This window comes from Desulfosoma profundi (assembly GCF_055387865.1).
In genome coordinates this window covers 1,069,364-1,087,881 of the sequence record NZ_AP042420.1, presented here as the reverse complement: position 1 = coordinate 1,087,881, position 18,518 = coordinate 1,069,364, and the positions used below count along the sequence as shown (strand labels likewise).

13 protein-coding genes are annotated in these 18,518 nt (G+C 57.3%); 2 read left to right on the top strand and 11 right to left on the bottom strand.

The annotated features are described in order from the left end of the window. Positions 1–11: 11 nt before the first annotated feature. Genes ACZ5K9_RS04815 through ACZ5K9_RS04800 form a run of 4 tightly spaced genes read right to left on the bottom strand, consistent with a single transcriptional unit; the run spans position 12 to position 6,835 of the window. Positions 12–782: a DUF7024 domain-containing protein gene (locus ACZ5K9_RS04815; RefSeq protein ID WP_464273286.1), complete on the bottom strand. Its 771-nt coding sequence runs from the start codon at positions 780–782 to the stop codon at positions 12–14. After that, positions 782–2,035, bottom strand: coding sequence for a mannosyltransferase family protein (locus ACZ5K9_RS04810; RefSeq protein WP_464273285.1), 1,254 nt, complete (start codon positions 2,033–2,035; stop codon positions 782–784). The genes ACZ5K9_RS04815 and ACZ5K9_RS04810 overlap by 1 nt, the downstream gene beginning before the upstream one ends. Then, positions 2,032–5,862 carry a glycosyltransferase gene (locus tag ACZ5K9_RS04805; protein ID WP_464273284.1) on the bottom strand — a complete coding sequence of 1,277 codons (3,831 nt, stop codon included), beginning with the start codon at positions 5,860–5,862 and terminating at the stop codon, positions 2,032–2,034. Before ACZ5K9_RS04805 ends, ACZ5K9_RS04810 begins: the two co-directional genes overlap by 4 nt. Before the next feature lie 28 nt (positions 5,863–5,890). Continuing rightward, complete coding sequence (locus ACZ5K9_RS04800; protein WP_464273283.1) at positions 5,891–6,835, bottom strand: hypothetical protein; 945 nt, start codon at positions 6,833–6,835, stop codon at positions 5,891–5,893. A gap of 230 nt (positions 6,836–7,065) precedes the next feature. Between ACZ5K9_RS04800 and era the strand changes: the two genes are divergently transcribed. Further along, the gene (era, locus tag ACZ5K9_RS04795) at positions 7,066–7,980 is read left to right on the top strand and encodes a GTPase Era (RefSeq protein WP_464273282.1); all 915 of its coding nucleotides are present in this window, start codon (positions 7,066–7,068) and stop codon (positions 7,978–7,980) included. 312 nt (positions 7,981–8,292) lie between these two features. Here era and ACZ5K9_RS04790 read toward each other — a convergent pair whose 3' ends face one another. The 5 genes from ACZ5K9_RS04790 to ACZ5K9_RS04770 all read right to left on the bottom strand — a co-directional run bounded on the left by ACZ5K9_RS04790 (position 8,293) and on the right by ACZ5K9_RS04770 (position 14,450). After that, complete coding sequence (locus tag ACZ5K9_RS04790; protein WP_464273281.1) at positions 8,293–10,245, bottom strand: VWA domain-containing protein; 1,953 nt, start codon at positions 10,243–10,245, stop codon at positions 8,293–8,295. A gap of 147 nt (positions 10,246–10,392) precedes the next feature. Next, a complete protein-coding gene (mce, locus tag ACZ5K9_RS04785; RefSeq protein WP_464273280.1) occupies positions 10,393–10,803 on the bottom strand; it encodes a methylmalonyl-CoA epimerase in 411 nt (136 codons plus the stop codon). Between the two features lie 459 nt (positions 10,804–11,262). Next, positions 11,263–12,213 (bottom strand): methylmalonyl Co-A mutase-associated GTPase MeaB, encoded by a 951-nt coding sequence (meaB, locus tag ACZ5K9_RS04780; protein ID WP_464273279.1) that lies wholly within the window; start codon positions 12,211–12,213, stop codon positions 11,263–11,265. 10 nt (positions 12,214–12,223) lie between these two features. Then, entirely contained in the window at positions 12,224–12,631 is a 408-nt protein-coding gene (locus ACZ5K9_RS04775) for a cobalamin B12-binding domain-containing protein (protein ID WP_464273278.1), read from the bottom strand. Between the two features lie 139 nt (positions 12,632–12,770). Next, on the bottom strand, positions 12,771–14,450 hold the full coding sequence (locus ACZ5K9_RS04770) for an acyl-CoA mutase large subunit family protein (protein ID WP_464273277.1): 1,680 nt from the start codon (positions 14,448–14,450) through the stop codon (positions 12,771–12,773). Between the two features lie 540 nt (positions 14,451–14,990). On the opposite strand from ACZ5K9_RS04770, the gene ACZ5K9_RS04765 reads away from it, so the two are divergent. Continuing rightward, complete coding sequence (locus ACZ5K9_RS04765; protein WP_464273276.1) at positions 14,991–15,350, top strand: molybdenum cofactor biosynthesis protein MoaE; 360 nt, start codon at positions 14,991–14,993, stop codon at positions 15,348–15,350. Positions 15,351–15,527: 177 nt separating this feature from the next. On the opposite strand, the gene mdh is transcribed toward ACZ5K9_RS04765, so the two are convergent. Beyond that, on the bottom strand, positions 15,528–16,463 hold the full coding sequence (gene mdh / locus ACZ5K9_RS04760) for a malate dehydrogenase (protein WP_464273275.1): 936 nt from the start codon (positions 16,461–16,463) through the stop codon (positions 15,528–15,530). A gap of 15 nt (positions 16,464–16,478) precedes the next feature. Further along, positions 16,479–18,515: a pyruvate carboxylase subunit B gene (locus ACZ5K9_RS04755; protein WP_464273274.1), complete on the bottom strand. Its 2,037-nt coding sequence runs from the start codon at positions 18,513–18,515 to the stop codon at positions 16,479–16,481. Between the last annotated feature and the right edge of the window lie 3 nt (positions 18,516–18,518).

The following is an 18,518-nucleotide window of genomic DNA, read 5'->3' as shown; positions in this document are numbered from 1 at the left end:
TAGCGCATCCCTCAAGGGACCACAAGTGTGAAGGTGTCGACGGGCGGCGAAGAAGGAAAAGTCAGCTGACGGTTCGGGAACGTCCATCCATCGGCGACCGTGGTCGGCACCCGACCTGAGAACACAGCCCTGGGTTTACCGTTTTTTTCCCTCACTGTCGAATGTTTGGTGGAAAAAAGACATTGCCCCCGTGTGAAATGGGGAGGCTGTTGGCGAAGGTTTAAAAGGTTCGGAAGCGGGGTCCTGCAGGAATCCGGATGTTCCTTTGGAACCAGCAGGATGCTTTTGATGCCTATGCCAAGAAGGCGGGTGTCCTGGGATGCGGGGTTGAAAGACATGGGCGCAAGGGGATGGGACAGCGTCAGTTTCAGGTGATGTCGAGGCCCGGGCGATTCCGGGAGATTCAGGTGCAGACAGTGGTTGTAGGGTTGGGTATACGTCGCGTGAACAAGAGGATGACCGTTGTAAGCCACGTCCACGTGTTGCTCGTGTTCCGGGCCTGCAATGATATTAAAAAAAAGAACGACGTCAAAAGGCTGCTGTCGTGAATAAAAAGTCAGCTCTGCGACTCGCCCTTCCGTCCATCGTCCCCAGTGTTCCGGCACGGAAAACCCTTTCAGGGACACATAGCGCGGAGCGTTTCCATCCGCGGCCATATTAATGATGAAGGGAACTGCATCAATGTGGTGCAGATAGTCTTCAATGTCTTTTTTTGTCGTCAGCAGAAAAACTACCCATACCAAAAGAATCGTCCAATTGAAAAATATGAGGAATCGCCGCATTACGAAACCCATTGACCGTGGTAGAAAAGATGGACATGGTGCCCATAATGGGCCATAAAAAAGGCAAGTATACAGCCCAAAGCCAGCCAGTACCACCGTGAGGATTCTTTAGCGATGAGACTGGTGATCATAGGGACTGTGATATAAAAGGGAAAATTCATCAGCATGTAGCGTCCCAAGTCAGGATTCATGGTGTTGGGGCGGAACGCGATATTGAAAGCGAGCATAAGTATAACGTAGCAGATGAAGTGAATCTGCTTTATTTTTTTGGACAAGACACAGAAGCTGATGGAAAAAAAAGAGATGAGGGCAAAGATGTAGGCCATCGCCACCGGATCTCGTGTGAAGCGTAAAGAAATAATCAAAGAGTAGTAAAGATTTCTTATGGATTTGAGAATCGCTGTGACGTCTACGGCCGCTGGTGTGACGGTCTGGGTCCAGCTGATGAGAATGTTACTGAAGAGCAAAGGGTCTGAAAATCGAAGGTAGAGATAAACGGTGAATATGGCCATTCCGAAGAAGAGCACAGGACAGGTCTCCAAAAGTAAAAGTCCGCGCTGCCGAGCCTCTACAGGGCGTCTTTTATAATTCACCAAAATCTGACCCATGAGGGTGAAAACATACACTCCCATGAGGATGACTCCGACCTGTTTGGCCAGAAAACTGAGGGAAGCCGTTATGGCGGCGCTCCAGTAGCGTTCTCTCGTAAGAAAATAAAAGAATAGCATCGCGCACGCCATAAAACAGGGTTCCGCATAGCCGTTAAAAAGGTAGAAGGAGTAGGGAAAAAACAGGAAAGCCAATATGGCCCCTAAAGCGATCTCGGGTACGTAGTGAGAGGCTAATATACGATAAAGAAGGACCGTCGATATATAAGTGAATAGTGATGACGTCAGAAGCATCGCTCGATAGGTTTCTTGTATCGCAAAAAGCCTCTTGATAAAAAAAACGCTCAATGGATAAAGGGGCATAAAGGCGACGTTCTGATTCTTAAAGAGATCGCCATCAAAAACGTAGCCGTTTTCAATGATACTTTTGTACCACGTCGTATCCCAGGGGTATAAGAGGTTGGAATCCTGCAAAGCGATATGCCGATGCGTCAGAAAGAAAACCAGCGCCATGAGGAAGACAAGAGTGGGTGTGAGCAGGCCCTCCCCATAAGAGGCCCACAGGCGAAACCCCATGTGTGCGGCCCGAAGGGCTTGAGATCCAAGGCCTTTGACGGCACCCATGGACGCCTTCGTGCCGTTCATTCCCCGAGACACTCGGCAGCCTGTGTCGCTGTGAGGATCATCGTGTTGAGGGACGGCTTCCCTCTGGGTGTTTCCTGGGCCGTGGGAGGAGCGAGGAGAAGGTGTAAAAGGTTTTGGACACTTTCTTTCCATGTGAGTCCTCGAAGGTCCGTGGATGTGGGATGCCGTTGGGATCTGTACAATTCCAGCCATTTCTGGATGTAATCCGCCAAAGTTATCGGATCTAAAGTGTCCGGAAAATATAAAGCATGATTGCCCGCGACTTCCCGAAAAACGGGAATGTCTCGGACCAGGAGAGGCACGCCGTGGTGCGCGGCCTCCACTAGCGGCAGACCGAAGCCTTCGCCTTCGGAGGCCATAATCAAACAGGTGGCGGCTTGGTATACGGCCCGCAAAGAATCGTCCCCGAGATTGGGCCACCAGTGAAGGCGCTTTCCCCTTTGAGGATGATTCCGCAATGTTTCCATCAGGCGTGGAATGGTCCGGCGCAGATGGTTCGGCACATCGCGCCACCCTTCCTGACCCACGATGACCAAATGGGCGTGGACCCCCTGTGCCCACAGATGATCAAAAGCCTGAATGGTTTGCAAGTGCCCTTTTCGGGGTTCCAAAGTTCCTACCATCAGAAAAAGCGGCCCTTGAGCCACGTCCGAGAGGAGAGACCGCACGTCTGCGGATGGTCCTGAAGTGGAAATGCCGGTTTCAAAATCCGCACCCAAATGGCAAAAGGACAGGGCAAAAGGGCGCCTAGGCTCATGGAGTCCTTTGGCTTTCCACCAATCTCTGAATTGGTCGGCCACAGCCTTTGAAATGCAAACGGCTCCATCCATTTTTGCCACCATGGTCAGCCACCGCTCGTGGATTTGCGCATTTCCTTCGGGAAAATGATGAGGGAGCAGAACGGGCAGCAGGTCGTAGACGAGAAAGATCACACGTACACCAAAATTTCTCCATTGGAGCAGAAGAGGTTCCTGACGGACCGGCACGGTGTTATGGAAATCCAATCCGAAGAAAAGATCACCGCAATAGGGATCGATGGGGTCGTCGGAAGCCCAATCATCGGGAATGCCTAAAAAGGCCGACGTGAACTTCCGGGCCGACTTGTATCCCAAGCCGTCCGAAGTGGCATAGACGGGCTCGATTCGCCATCCCGTGGGAGGATTCAAAAGGAGCTCACTGAGGACACGTCGCGTGACTCTTTCAATGCCCGTTTTGAGATCCCTGTGAACGAGCGCCGAAACATCCACAAAGAGATGGCGTAGCCTGGGGTGCGGTGGGAAGAGACGGGCGATGTTGGAGGCCAGGCTTTCCAGGGAAAGATCATGAACCTGCGGTGCGGGGTGTCGGGCCAGGGATTGGATGAGACCCGGAAGTCCGCGGTGCGCCTCCTCGTAGAAGCGCTCTATGGCCTGGTAGTAGGCCTCAGCACAGCTGTCTGGGTCGTGATGTTTGAGAATATGTTCTCTCGCATTCTTTCCCAATTGCTCTCTCAGGGAAACGTCGTCATGGAGTCTCACCAAGGCTTCTGTCAGGGCAGAGGCGTCGAAAGAATCTGGGAGCTTCCACAAACATTCATGCGGAAACTCTGCCGTGGACCCGTGGGCGTTGGCAATGACGGCGAGGCCGTGATTCATGCAGTCCAGAATGGTTCCCGAAGTCTCACCGCGTGAGTGCGTTCTCAGTTGAACGGCCACGTCTGCTGCGGCCAGGTACGTTTGAAAGGTCTGAGTGTCGACCCACCCGGTGATGTGAATTCGGTCTTTAGCGGAGCTGTTTCGAATCGACTCGACAAGCTTTTTTCCATAGTCACCGCCATGATTTTCACCCACGAAGACCAGTCGGGATCGTGGGTGGTGAGCCAAGGGGGATGCGAGCCAGGCCTCCAAAAGCTTGTGGTTCAACTTTAAGGGATCAAGAAGACCAAAGCTGGCGACGACAAAATCCTCGGGATCCATTCCCAAAACCGTTCGGGCTTGCTCTCTTGTCATAGACAGCTGAGGCTTTCTCAAGTGAGGAATTCTCACCCAGTGGGCAAAGTCACCTCCAAACCAGTTTTGCGCTAGATGGCGGGAAAAATTGGAGTGGACGATCACGCCCAGAGCGTATCGCAAGGAGGGAAGATTGCATGGGTATTTTCGGATGACTTCCGTAACGTCACCAGCAAGAAACTTCTCACGGACGGCATGATAGCCGTGGGTCTCATAAAGGGCTTCTGTCCAGCCGAGGGGGATGACCCCATGGGATTCCAGATATTCTAGAGCGCCGGAAAGAAAAAAGTCATGAAGAACCACAACGCCGGGACATTCTTTGAGGAGGGTGAACATATGGGCGTGGTAGGGTGAGTTTCCAAGGTGGTAAAGAACCCGGGCATACCTGGTTCGGTGTTTTTGAAAATAGTCCACATTGCGGATGGGACATTGCCTAAGTACCCACCGGTCGGTGACGGACGTCTGATCGACGATGACCTCAATGTCGTAAAAGCGATGAAGGGCCGGGAGGAGCTCCGCACTGTAGTCGCTGATCCCACTTCGCACGGGTGGCAACGGCGACACATAAGCCAATCGGGGTCGTTTCGACAGCGGGAAAAACTTGTGACGATGGCGGTGGGCTTTCAGGGTTTCCTCCCACGCCTCGAAAGCCTTCTTTGCGGCATGATCCCAAGAAAATTGCCTGGCCCGCTGCAGACCATACGCGCGAGCTTGGACTCGAAACGCATCATCCGTCAAGCCTCGCTCCAAGGTTTGGGCCATGCTCTCCACGTCAAAGGGATCAAAAAGCATGTCCTCGCGTTCCACAATTTCGGAAAGGCTGGTTGCATGCGATGTAATGACCACAGCGCCGCACGCCATGGCTTCCAGAACCGGCAAGCCGAACCCCTCATGCCAAGATGGAAAAACAAAAAGCTCGCACTGGTTGTAAAGACGAACGAGTTGCTCGTCAGATACATGGCCGGTAAAGATGAGATCCCTCAGAGGCATCCCAAGAGCTTTCGCGTTGCCGCGGATCTCACGGATCTCAGAGTCCGCAAGTTTTCCGACAAACACAAGTTGGTACTTGCGCCTTACGGAGAGGGGCAGCATCGAGTAGGCTCTCAGGAGTCGGGCTAGGTTTTTTCGGGGATCACCACCACCAGTATACATCAGAAAAGGCTTATGGATCCCGAACTGATGAGCCATTTCCGACCTAAGCCCGCTGGTGGCCCGCAAGGGCTGAAATATCTCATCAATGCCCTCGTAAGTCACCGCGATCCGACTTGGGGAAATATTTGTATAGGTAGAGATTTCGTGCGCAGTGGATTGACTCACGGCAAGGATAACGGAAGCTTGAGATATGAACTGGAGCTGATTGAAATAATGAGACTGATTCTCTAAATTGGAATAAAGGTAAGTTTCTTTATGGATCAAGGGGATCAAGTCGTGGATCGTCACACTGACGGGTGTTCTTTCGTCAAAAAGTCCGATACTCACGGCGGCATCATCAAGAAAGCCTTCAAAAGGACTGCATATATGGACGAGATCGGGCTTTAGACTGGCGATAAACGCTTCACGGAGGCGTTGGGCAACTTCCCGTCGTGGCGCATTGCCGGTTTCACAGGCCCGAAAATGCCCCGGTGCCGTCCAGACTCGGATGTTCTCTTGGGGCAGAAGCTTTCCGAATTCGGCCCTCAAAGGTTCGATCGTGTCTCCAAAGAGCCCGTTCAGGATCAGGATGATCTCATGTGACCCGCTATTCTTGATCAAAGATTTGGTGAAAGAGACGGTATAGCGCCCGATTCCTCGAAATCGACTCCCCGATTGGGCACCTTGAAGATCGACCGCAATGCGCATTCATCAGCCTCCCCCAAGGACTGCAGTTTCAATTCTGAGTGTGAGAGTTTTCCATGTTCAATGATGTCGTGACGCGATGAGAGCCGTGGAACACGGCCAGTTGTAACTGCGAAAAAATAAAGCGGGCTCGAGGGGACAGAGTTCCAGAAAAATCCACATCCTCCACCACAGAAATGGGAATCCGCGGTTGAAAACCGGCTCGGAACCGTTGAATTCTCGTGGAAATCCATGGAAAGCGTTGTAGAAGTTTTGATACAAAAGAATTCAGCCATGGATATCTCTCGAGAGACGAATTGAATCGTTGTGCCAATCGATAAATCTTATAAAGGTTCTCGGAAAGTGTTTTTTCTAAGGCGGATCTGAGTCTGTGGAATATGGTCAAGAGGAAGCCGTAGGTCCACCTCAATGGAGCGGTCACTCTCCATGAATAACTTCCATAGAGACTCTGGATTTGGCTTTCCTGCAGAATAACTTGTTGTCGCAGATTTCTCACGTTCGCCTCCAGGGCGTTTTTAGCCGCTTGCAGGGTCTTGGACCGACTTTCTTCTCGGTGCAAACTCTTGCGAAGCGATTCGATCACTGTTTCGGCTCGCTCGAGACATTCGCCGCACTCTTTTCGAGCCGTGCGTTCCCGCCGAAGCTCCTCGTGGAGGCTGTCCAGACGATCCTTCAGAACGGCAAGTTGATCTCGAAGAGATTCCACCTGGATGAGCGCTTTTCTCCATTCTTCTTCATAGGTCTCGGCTTTTGCTTTTAATGAAGCTAGATCCCGCTCGAGGTCGAGAGTCCTTTTCAGATACTCGTTTTTCTCCTTGGATTCCTGCTCGTACGTCGAGCGAAACCACCTGAGGATTTCTTCCATGTCTTGTGGGAATTCTTCTTTCGTCATTTGCCACGCTTCCAGCAAAGGTTTATTGTCTTCCCAGAGCCTGGATCGTTCGGGAAATCTGGGGACTTCATTGCATCGATTCATGATGTAGTGATGAGGTCTCCGCAGCCGGGCCCGACGCTCAGGTCCTTATTGCGGCGCGTAGGATACCTATCTACAATGGATTTGTCCATATTTGCACATGGCGAGCTCTGTAATCCTGCCTTCACGGCGAAAAATGGTCAAAAGAGTACCAAGATCTCCGGCACACCACGAGCTGACAGCCATGTATTCTCGAGGCGACGCCGGATTCCGCCACAATCATTGGAGTTATCATGGATAATGAAAAATGCTTGAGTGGGTTCATCGCCATTGTGGGGGCGCCCAATGTGGGCAAATCCACGCTGATGAACCAGATCCTCAAAGAAAAGATTTCCATCACGTGTCCCAAGCCGCAAACGACGCGCAACCGCATCCTCGGGATTTACAACACGGCGCGGTGCCAAATGGTTTTCGTGGATACGCCCGGGATCCATCGGGCTCGCGACACCTTTAACAAGATCTTGGTGGAGACGGCTCTGGCGACTCTGGCCGACGTGGATGCCGTGGCCTTCATTGTAGATGTCACGGCCAAAGGCATGGATCTGGACCGATTCGCCTTGGAGTGCATGGAAAATCTGTCCACAGCGGTGGTGCTCGTCCTGAACAAGGTGGATCTGTTGAAAGACAAAGCCATGCTTTTGCCCTTGATCCGGCGCTACACCGAGATGCGGTCCTTCGCCGCCGTGGTGCCCGTGTCCGCTCTCCAGGGGGACGGCGTGCCGGAGCTCCTCGGCGAACTGGAAAAACTGCTTCCCGAGGGGCCTCGCTATTACCCCGACGATGTCATCACGGATCAGCCGGAGCGGTTTCTTGTGGCGGAAATCATTCGGGAAAAGGTGTTCCATTTGACCGAAGAGGAGGTCCCCTATGCGACCGCGGTGACCGTGGATGTGTTCAAAGAGGAACCGGAAAAGCCTCTGATTCACATTGAAGCGACCATCCATGTGGAGCGGGATTCCCAAAAAGGCATCCTCATCGGCAAGGGCGGGGCACGATTGAAAGAAATCGGGCGGCGTGCTCGGGAAGATGTGGAGCGGTTGTTGGGCTGCCGGGTGTATCTGGGGTTGTTCGTGCGGGTGCAGAAAAACTGGCGCCGGGACCGCCGCGTGCTGGGGGAATTTGGGTACCGCCTCCCGCGGAAAGGATAAGACGGACCCTGTGGAAAGGCGGCGTGAGTGCACGAGGCCACGGGGCGCGGGACGGGCTCAAGTGAGCGTTGTTGGGAGCTCAGGGAGATGGGACCACAGAGGCGAAAACGCGGGGCACAGGCTGACCCGTGAGACCGTGACCGTGCACTGCGGCGTTGAAACGCCGGCCGCAACCCACGGGCCCGCGCCTTCGGCGCCATAGTCCCAACCCGCGTTGGCATATCTCACCGGATGGCGAGAGGCACGCCGCCACACGACGCTGCGGTGGAACACAACGCCTGCCCCGGCCGACGGCTTGGCCCCGGCGGGGTCTTACCGATTTGGAAGCAAACGGTCCACGGGGAGGTAAAGGGCACCCATGCGTCGGGCGATTTCATAGGCGCACCCCCCGGCCATGGGATCCATTTCCGTGTCCACAAAAACGGCCTGAATGCCCTGCCGCTCGACTTCCCGGGCGTAGTAAAACGTTTCATCCACCGGGTCGGCCCCGAAGGCGCTCATGTTGGGACGGCCGTCGGAAAAGAGCAGCATGACGGGAACCGTTTCTGGATTCTTGCGCTTTTCCTGGATGAGCAATCGGAGTCCCAGGTGCAGTCCCAGGGCGAGAGGCGTGCGTCCGCCCACGGGCAGCGCGTCTACGGCGGCGGCGGCGTCCCGGATGTTGTGGGTGAGCGGCAGCAAAACTTCCGCCGTCGTATGCCGAAAGGTGACGATACCCAGTTTGTCCCGGCGCAGGTACAGGTCACGAAGCAGGGATTCAATGACGCCTTTGGTGACCGACATGCGGTCGTTGCTGCGCATGCTCGCGCTGGAATCCACCACCATGACCAGGGAAAGACCGGTTTTTCTGGATCTTTTGCGAAGGCGGATATCGTGAGGTGCCAGAATGGGGCGGCCGGTGGGTGTTCCGTTGCCGTTTCGGCGAAACGATTGGTATGGTGCCGCGGCCCGCAAAGTGCCCAGGAGCGAAAGGTCGGTGGTGTCTTCGCCGACCGCCGGCCACCGCGCGCCGCGAACGGTGCCCGAATGTTTGGCCAGAGGGAGCACGAAGCGCCTTCCCGGGTGCGTGCCCGGTTCGATTCTGTGCCACGGCATGTGCGCCAGCACCGTCCGGCTGGTGGGGCACAGGTGGGTCACGCAGGCCAGGGGGGAAGCGGCCTGGGTGCTCTTGGAGGTGGCTTTGGGCACGTTGTGGTGCACCGGAACCCACGGCTGGGGCTCGCCTGCTCCCGTTCCCGCGTCCTTTTGGAAAAGTTCCTTGAGTTTTCCCTCGTCCAGTTCGGCTTTTTCCAGCGGGGTTTTTTTCACCCGATGCGGCAGGGCAAGACGGGCCGCCAGGTGGAGGTCGTCCGAGGTGGCCGCGCTTCGGCCTTCCAGAGCGGCATGAGCCCGCGCCGCCTTGATCATGGCAATGTCCGCGCGATGCCCGTCCGTGCCCATGGCCAGGGCGATGCGGGACGCCAACTCCAAAAGCTCTTCGGACAGCTCCACGTAGGCCAGAACGGCCCGCGCCTTCTGAATCCTCTGGGCAAGGGCTCGGTCCTGTTCGAGCCAGCGCGATCGAAACCCTTCCGGATCCGCTTCAAAGGCCAGGCGGCGCTTAATGATTTCCACCCGTTCTTCCAAGGATTCAATGCCTCGGATGGTCACCGAAAGCCCGAAACGGTCCAACAGCTGAGGCCGAAGGTCCCCTTCCTCAGGGTTCATGGTTCCCACCAAGATGAAACGGCTGGCGTGGCTGAAGCTGATTCCTTCCCGTTCCACCACATTGCGGCCCGAAGCGGCCGCATCCAGGAAAAGATCCACGATTTGATCGTTCAAGAGGTTGACTTCATCCACATAGAGAATGCCGCGGTGGGCGTCGGCCAACAGTCCCGGTTCAAAGGCTTTGGTGCCGGTCTTGAGGGCCTTTTCGATGTCGATGGTCCCCAAGAGCCGATCTTCTGTGGTTCCGATGGGCAGGTTGACCAGACGCACGGGCCGTTCCACCACGGGAAGGGTCTGGCCGGAAGCGGCCTTTTCACGGCACCAGGGACAGAATTCTTCGGGGGTGTCCGGGTCGCAGCGAAACGGGCAGTTTTCCACCACGCGAATGGTGGGGAGAAGATCCGCCAGAGCGCGCACGCCCGTGGATTTGGCCGTCCCCCGTTCTCCTTTGATGAGCACACCGCCCAGAGAGGGGTCCACGACGTTCAGGAGCAGGGCCTGTTTCATGAGGTCCTGCCCCACCAGCGCGGAAAAAGGAAAAGTGCGTTCCGTTGTCATAAAATCCACGTGTTTCACTCGACTGGAGCGCCTGTCCACCCCGCTGCCCAAAAGCCGTCACGCAGATGCGACCCGCCGGCTTGGTTCGCATGACAGCCGGGATCGTCGGGAACATGGATCCCGGGCACGCGGGGTGTCGTCTGGATGCTAATGATCTTTCCGTTCACACAGTTCCACCAGCACCCCGTAGGTGGACTTGGGGTGCAAAAAGGCGATGCGGGCGCCCCCGGCCCCCTGGCGCGGTGTCTGGTCGATGAGCTGCACCCCTTGGGCTTTGAGTTCTTCCAAGGCCGCCTCGATATTGTCGACGCGGAAGGCGATATGATGCACGCCTTCGCCTTTTTTTTCAATGAATTTGGCCACCGGGCCGTCTGGCGCCGTGGATTCCAGAAGTTCCACTTCCGTGTCCCCCACAGGGAAAAAGGCCGTGGTGACCTTTTGTTCGGCCACGGTTTCCCGGCCGTGGTCCGGCAACCCGAGGAGTTCGTGGTACAGTTTTTGGGCTTCGTCGATCGATTTGACGGCAATGCCGATGTGGTCCACTTTAAGTACCTTCATGGGAGTCCTCCTTGGCGGTGAGTTGGGGTTGGTTCGTTCGTGCGGCCTAGGTGTTCGGTCGCCGGAAGGCTCAGAGGCCCGGGGCGCGGCCGTACGCCCCAGCGTTCCGCTGTGGCACGGGAACAAGCAGCCGCAACCCACGGTCCCGAGCCTTCGGCGCCTGTGAGCTTCCCTTCGGGCAAAGCCCGATACGGTCAAGACCTCTATCATTACGGGGCGCGTGAAGGCGATGCCGCGCCCACGAAGCGCATGGGCGGGGCGCTCGTCGTCGATGGATTCTGGAAGGCCGGGCCCCCAGGGACGGCGCATTTCCATGGCCGCCCCGATCCTTTTGGATATGGGTGTGAATATCCATGATCCGTTCCGTGGCATGAGCCGCGACACGGCGGCCTCCCGTCGCCGCGCTGCACGCCCCGGGACGCTTGCAAGCGCTGTGTTTTCCGGGCTCCGAGGATGGAATCACTCCTTGAGCCATTGGGCGACGACTTCGCGCATGGTGCGATAGGGACTGCGTTTCTTGGACGCGATCTCTTCCACCAGCGTGTCCAGCCGGCCGTCGCTGCTGAGGCGCCGCAAGAGACGCCGGTAGAGTTCCCCGTGAATCAACTGAAGGGTTTCATCCCGAGCCCGTCGGCGCCGCTTTTCTTCCAGAACCCCTGAGGATTCCAAGAAACGCCGGTGGTCTTCTACGGCCTGGACGAGCGCGTCTACGCCCTGGTCTTCCACGGCTACAGTGCGCAGTACGGGCGGGGTCCACGGGCGTTCCTTGATGTGGGCATCCTGCTCGACGCGGGAAGCCACTTCCGCGTAGAGCTGGTCCGTTCCTGGGCGATCCGCCTTGTTGATGACAAAAATGTCGGCGATTTCCATCACCCCGGCTTTCATGCTCTGGATGGTATCCCCCAAACCGGGGACGAGTACAAGGCAGGTCGTGTCGGCGAGCCGGATGATATCCACTTCGTCCTGGCCCACCCCGACCGTTTCGATGAGAATGATATCCTTGCCGAAAGCGTCCAGCACCTTGACCACTTCCCCGGTGGCTTTGGCGAGCCCCCCGAGGAAGCCGCGGGTGGCCATGCTTCGGATGAAGACTCCCGGGTCCGTGGACAGGCGGCTCATGCGCACCCGATCTCCCAAGACCGCCCCCCCTGTGAACGGACTGCTGGGATCCACGGCGATGATCCCCACGGTCAGACCCTTCCTCCTCAGGGCGAAGGTCAGCTTGTCGGTCAGTGTGCTTTTGCCGGCTCCGGGAGATCCCGTAATCCCTACGATGTAGGCGCGGCCCGTGTGGGCGTAGAGCCGCTCCATGACGTCTATGGCGCGCTCATCTTCATCTTCCAGCCAACTGATGAGACGCGCCACTGCGCGCGGGGAGCCTTCCAGAACTTGCTGCGCGTAATCCTCCATGCCTCCTCCGCTAGTCGCGGCGACGAACATTGTTCTTGATGAATTCCACAATCTTGGCCGTGGGCGTGCCCGGGCCGAAGATCTCGGCGACGCCGGCTTTCTTCAGTTCCGGCACATCTTCCGACGGAATGATGCCGCCGCCCACGACAAGCACGTCGTCCAGGCCTTTTTCCTTGAGCAGCTGGACCACTCGAGGAAAGAAATACATGTGGACGCCCGAGAGGCTGGAAAGCCCCACCACGTCCGCATCTTCCTGCAAGGCGGTTTCCACGATCATTTCCGGTGTCTGCCGCAGCCCCGTGTAGACGACTTCCATCCCTGCTTCGGCGAAAATACGCGCCAACAGTTTGGCGCCGCGATCATGGCCGTCCAGACCGGGTTTGGCCACGATGATCTTGATCTTGCGTTCCTGTGCCATGGCTTTTGCTCCTCCGCTCTGTAGCGCGACACGGCAAAACGATTCGAGAAGCGCGGGCTCTTGGGGCACGCCGGCGTTTCGGAATCGCCCCACACCGGCTCATCCCCTCTGACTTGTGCGCCTCTAAGCTCAATTTCCTCTACACAAACTCTTTGGGCCGGTATTCCCCGAAGATTTCCCGCCACACGTCGCAGATTTCACCGATGGTGGCCCGAGCTTTGACGGCGTCGATCACGGCCGGCATGACGTTTTCGTCGGACTGGGAGACTTCGCGGAGTTTGTCCAGGGCCGCTTTCCACGTGGCCTGGTCCCTTTCGGCGCGCAACTTCTTCAGCTTGGCGGCTTCGATTTCGCCGACTTTCATGTCCACCTTGAGAAGGTTGGTGGGTTCGGGTTCTTCCATGGTGTACTTGTTGATCCCCACGTAGACCCGTTCGCCGGATTCGATTTCCTTCTGGAATCGGTAGGCGCTGTCTTGAATTTCTTTTTGGATGTAGCCCTGTTCGATGGCGGCGAGGGTTCCGCCCATGGCGTCGATCTTCTTGATGTATTCTTCGATTTCCGCTTCGATCTTGTCCGTCATGGCTTCGACGAAATAGCATCCGGCCAGGGGATCGATGGTGTCCGTGGCGCCGCTTTCTTCCGCCACGATCTGCTGAGTGCGCAGGGCGACCGTGACGGCTTCCTGGGTGGGCAGACACAAGGCTTCGTCATAGGAGTTGGTATGGAGCGACTGGCAGCCGCCCAAAGCCGCCGCATAGGCCTGAAGAGCCACACGGACGATGTTGTTCAGGGGTTGTTGGGCCGTGAGGGTCACGCCGCCCGTCTGGACGTGGTAACGCATCATCATGGACCGCGGATCTTTGGCCCCGAACCGCTCTTTCATGATGCGCGCCCACACCCTGCGCCCTGCCCGGAACTTGGCCACTTCCTCCAGCACATTGGTAAACGCGTTGAAGAAGAAGCTCAGACGCGGCGCAAAACTGTCCACGGCAAGGCCGCGGTCCACACAGGCCTGCACGTAAGCAATGCCGTCGGCGATGGTAAAGGCCATTTCCTGGGCCGCCGTGGATCCCGCTTCCCGAATGTGGTAACCGCTGATGGAAATCGTGTTCCATTTGGGAACATGCTTGAAGCAGTAGTCGATGAGATCCACCGTGAGGCGCATGCTGGGTTTGGGTGGGAAAATGTACTGGCCGCGGCAGATGATTTCCTTCAGGATGTCGTTCTGAACCGTACCGCCCACCTTATCGAAGGCAACCCCCTGTTCTTCGGCGATGGCCAGATACATGGCCAACAAGACCGTGGCCGGAGCGTTGATGGTCATGGACGTGGTGACCTTGTCCAAGGGAATGCCGTCGAAAAGGATCTTCATGTCGTCGAGGGAATCGATGGCCACGCCGACTTTTCCCACCTCGCCCATGGACAGAGGATGATCGCTGTCGTAGCCCGCCTGCGTGGGAAGGTCGAAAGCGACGCTCAAGCCCGTCTGACCCTGTTCGAGCAGGTATCGGTACCGGGCGTTGCTTTCCCGGGCGTTGCCGAACCCGGCATACTGGCGCATGGTCCAGTATCGGCCTCGATACATGGTGGGCTGAACCCCGCGGGTGAAAGGGTACTGACCCGGATAGCCCAAATCCCGCTCATAGTCCAGACCGGCCACATCCAGGGGCGTGTACAGCCGTTCCACGGGCATGCCCGAAATGCTCGTGAACACCGGCTTGCGTTCAGGCGCCTTGGCAGTGGTTTTGGCCAAAATGTTTTTTTCCCAGTTGTCTTTCCCGGCCCGAATACGTTCTAAAGCCTTGTCGTCAAACATGATGACCCTCCTCGATCGCTTTCCGCGTTGGCCCAAGAACCGCTCGAGGCGGACGGAGGGGACCGCCCCTCCAAGCCGTCGAACGGCATCGAAACGGTGTGGCTTTGGTCAGGGAGTGGCAAAACGGTATAAGGCAGGGAGAATCCCACAGGACCGGCGTGCTGATTCGACGGGAAACCCCCTCGAAGAACATGGTGCGGTGGTGAAATCGGCCTGTGGCCGTTGCGGGTCTTGAGCCCGTCACGGTTCTTGTCCCGTTTGGTGCGATGGAATAGGAATCGACCGATGGATAAGCCGCGTGAATTTTCACAGGAACGGACGTCTTATACCGTGATGTGAAAAGGGATGCAAGAGGATGCGCACGGGACGCCCACGGCCGTGGAAGAAGCTGGGCCGGTCCGAGGGGGGTTCGACAGCCGCGGAAAAATTGTGGGTCCCGGGGTGCGTTAGGACTGAAAACCACGGTGCGCCCCCGGGCCGCGAGACCTCCGTTTGGGTGGGGCGATAATGGACGTGAGACGAGAGCGAAAGGAGAAACACATGATGACGTTGCAGGCAATGGTCGACGATTTGAAGAAAAGGCTCGATCCTGCCAAGGTGGGGATGTTTGCGTGCCATAACGGTGTGGTGCGGGCTACAAGCCGGGACGGCGCTCCGGCGGTCGCCCTGGACATCGACTGTGACCCCGGCGCCTGGGAACGAGTGCTCACCGAGATGCGTTCGCGCCCGGGAATCGCCGCCGTGGAAGCCTACCTCCATACGGGACGGCGCCAGGTGGGTGATGACGTCCTTATGGTGGTGGTGGCCGGAGATATTCGAGAAAACGTTTTTCCCGTTCTGGAAGAGACGGTCAATCGGTTGAAGAAGGAGGCCGTAAAGAAGAAGGAGTGGCTGGGCTGACGCCCTGACCGCATTCGCAGGCGCCCGTGGGAGCGGGGTGGCTTCACGGGCATGGGGGGTGCCGCGGGAGGTCTGAAAATCGGCGGGTAGAGCGCCCCCGTGCGCCGCTTTTCGGTCCGGCGCACGGTCGGCGCTTTCAACATGGGAGGCAAACGGCCCCGAGGGCGTTAGTCTCCGTTACAGGTTGATCTTTTGGACCAGCGATTTCACAGCCTCCACCGACTTTTGGAACGCCGCCTTTTCTTCGGGGAGCAAGGTGATCTCAATGACTTGTTCCACGCCGCCGGCCCCCAGTTTGACCGGAACCCCGACGAAATAGCCGCCCACATCGTATTCCTTGTCGCAATAGGCCGCACACGGCATGATGCGCTTCTTGTCCTTGAGGATGGATTCAGCCATGCTGACCGCCGAAGCCGATGGGGCAAAAAATGCACTGCCGGTTTTCAGCAGGTTGACGATTTCGGCGCCGCCGTTTCGGGTGCGTTCCACAAGCGCGGCGATTTTGTCCGCAGGCAAGAGATCGGGCAAGGGGATGCCCGCCACGGTGGAATATCGCGGCAGCGGCACCATGGTGTCCCCGTGGCCGCCGAGGACGAAGGCTGTGACGTCTTCCACGGACACGTTGAGTTCCATGGCGATGAAGGCGCGGAAACGGGCGGCGTCCAGCACGCCGGCCATGCCCATGACTCGATGCGTGGGAAAGCCGCTCACTTTGTGGGCCACATACACCATGGCATCCAGTGGGTTGGACACGATGATGAGGTAGGCGTTGGGGGAGTACTTGGCGATCTGCTCCGTGACGGCCTTGACGATTTCCGTGTTCTTGAAGAGCAGATCATCCCGGCTCATGCCCGGTTTTCTCGGCAATCCCGCCGTGATGATGACCACGTCCGAGTCGGCGGTGTCTTTATAGTCGTTGGTGCCGATGATGTGGGCATCAAAGCCTTCCACCGGGGAAGCCTGCAGGAGGTCCAAGGCTTTGCCTTGGGGCATGCCCTCGATGATGTCGATCAGACACACGTCGCCCAATTCCTTGGCCGCCGCCCAATGGGCCGCCGTAGCCCCCACGAACCCCGCACCGACCACCGTGATTTTTTTCCGCTTGAGACTCATCGTTTTCGCTCCTTTTCACCCGATCACGGCCAGCACATCGCCTTTTTGGACACTGTCGCCGTCTTTGTAGTTGATCTTGAGGACGGTCCCCGCCACGGGGGTGGTGATGGAGTTTTCCATCTTCATGGCCTCCAAGATCAGAACCACGTCACCTTCTTTGACGGTGTCGCCTTCTTTCTTCTCGTAACGGATGATCATGCCCGGCATGGGCGCTTCGATGTTCGTGCCGCCTTTGACGGGAGCCGCGGCGGGTTTGGGTGGAGGCGGCGCCGCCGCGGGTTGCGGGGCGGGAGCCGGAGCGGGCCGGGGTGGAGGTGGCGGCACCATGGGTTGCGGACCAACGGGTTGGGGTGCCACGGGCTGAGCTGGAGCCGACGGGGCCGCCGGTTGGGCCATGGGGGTGATCTGGGTCACCAGGGGCATGCCCCCCACTTGTTCCACTTCCACTTCGAAGTATTCCCCATCCACGAACACATTGAAGGTGCATATTCCCGGACCTTTGGGCGGTGCCTCCTTCGTGGGCTTTTCCACCAACAGGCCTGCCTTCGCCTTTTTCATAAGTTCCTCCTCCGCCTTCACCTGTTCCAAAGTTTTGGGCTTGACCTCCTCCGGGATGGGTTCAAGGCCGTATTTCCATCGCAGGAACCGCTTGCCCGTGGTGGGGTAGAGCGCGTAGGTGAGCACATCGTCGATGTCTTTGGCCAAGCCTTCCACGTCCTTTTTGGCCTTTTCCAATTCGGGTTCCAGGACGTCGGCGGGCCGCACCGTGATGGGCGTCTCGCCACGCGGATAGCCCTTGAGGGCCTTCTTTTGCACTTCGGGATCGATGGGCACAGGCGTCTTGCCGTAGAGGCCGTAGCACAGGTCTTTGACCTGGGCCGTGATCATCTTGTAGCGTTCGTCCTTGGTATCGAAAAGCACATTGTTGACCGTCTGAATCCCCACGATCTGGCTGGTGGGGGTCACCAACGGGACTTGGCCCAGCTCGCGCCGCACAATGGGCAATTGGCGGAACACTTCGTCCAACTTGTCCAAGGCGTCCATTTCCCGGAGCTGATTGACCAAGTTGGACAACATGCCACCGGGGGTTTGGTGCAGCAGCACATTGATGTCGATGATGGACATGCGGTCGTCCAGGAGGTGCCGGTACTTGGGCGAGATCTTTTCCATGTATTCGCTGCACTTGGCCAGGAGCTTGAGATCCATCCCCGTGTCGCGGTTGGTCCCCTTCAGGGCCACCACGAGGGGTTCCACGGCCGGGTGGGAGGTGCGATACGCCCAGGGAGAGAGGCACGTGTCCACGATATCCACTCCGGCTTCGATGGCTTTGAGCAAAGACATATCCGCCATGCCGGACGTGAAATGGCTGTGCAGGTGAATGGGCACCTTGACGCTTTCCTTCAACGTCTTGATGAGAATGTACGCATCATAGGGCGCAATGAGGCCGGCCATGTCCTTGATGCAGATGGTGTCAGCGCCCATGTCTTCCAACTGCTTGGCTTTGGAGACGTAGTATTCCAGGTTGTAGACTTCGCCCCCCATGCGGGATTCGGTCAGCGAGTAGCAGATGGCGCCCTGAAAATGCTTGCCGTACTTCTTGATGACCTTGACGGCCGTGTCGAAGTTGCGAAAGTCGTTGAGGGCATCAAAGACGCGGAAGATGTCCATGCCGTTTTCGCAGGCCCGTTCGACGAAGGCTTCCGCCACATCGTCCGGATAATTGCGGTAACCCACCAGGTTCTGGCCCCGCAGCAGCATGGAAAACGGCGTGTTCTTGATATATTTCTTCAGGGTCCGGATCCGCTCCCAGGGGTCTTCGCCCAAAAAACGATGCATGGTGTCGAAAGTGGCCCCACCCCACACTTCCATGGAGTAAAAACCCACCTTATCCATGTCCTCGGCAATGGGAAGAAAATCTTCCGTGCGGCCGCGGGTGGCGAACAGGGACTGGTGCCCGTCTCGGAAGGTGAGGTCTTGGATCTTCACGGGATTGGTCACAGGAATCGGCTCATCGACGAGTCCGGCTGTCAACACGCCATGCTGTTCCGCCATTGT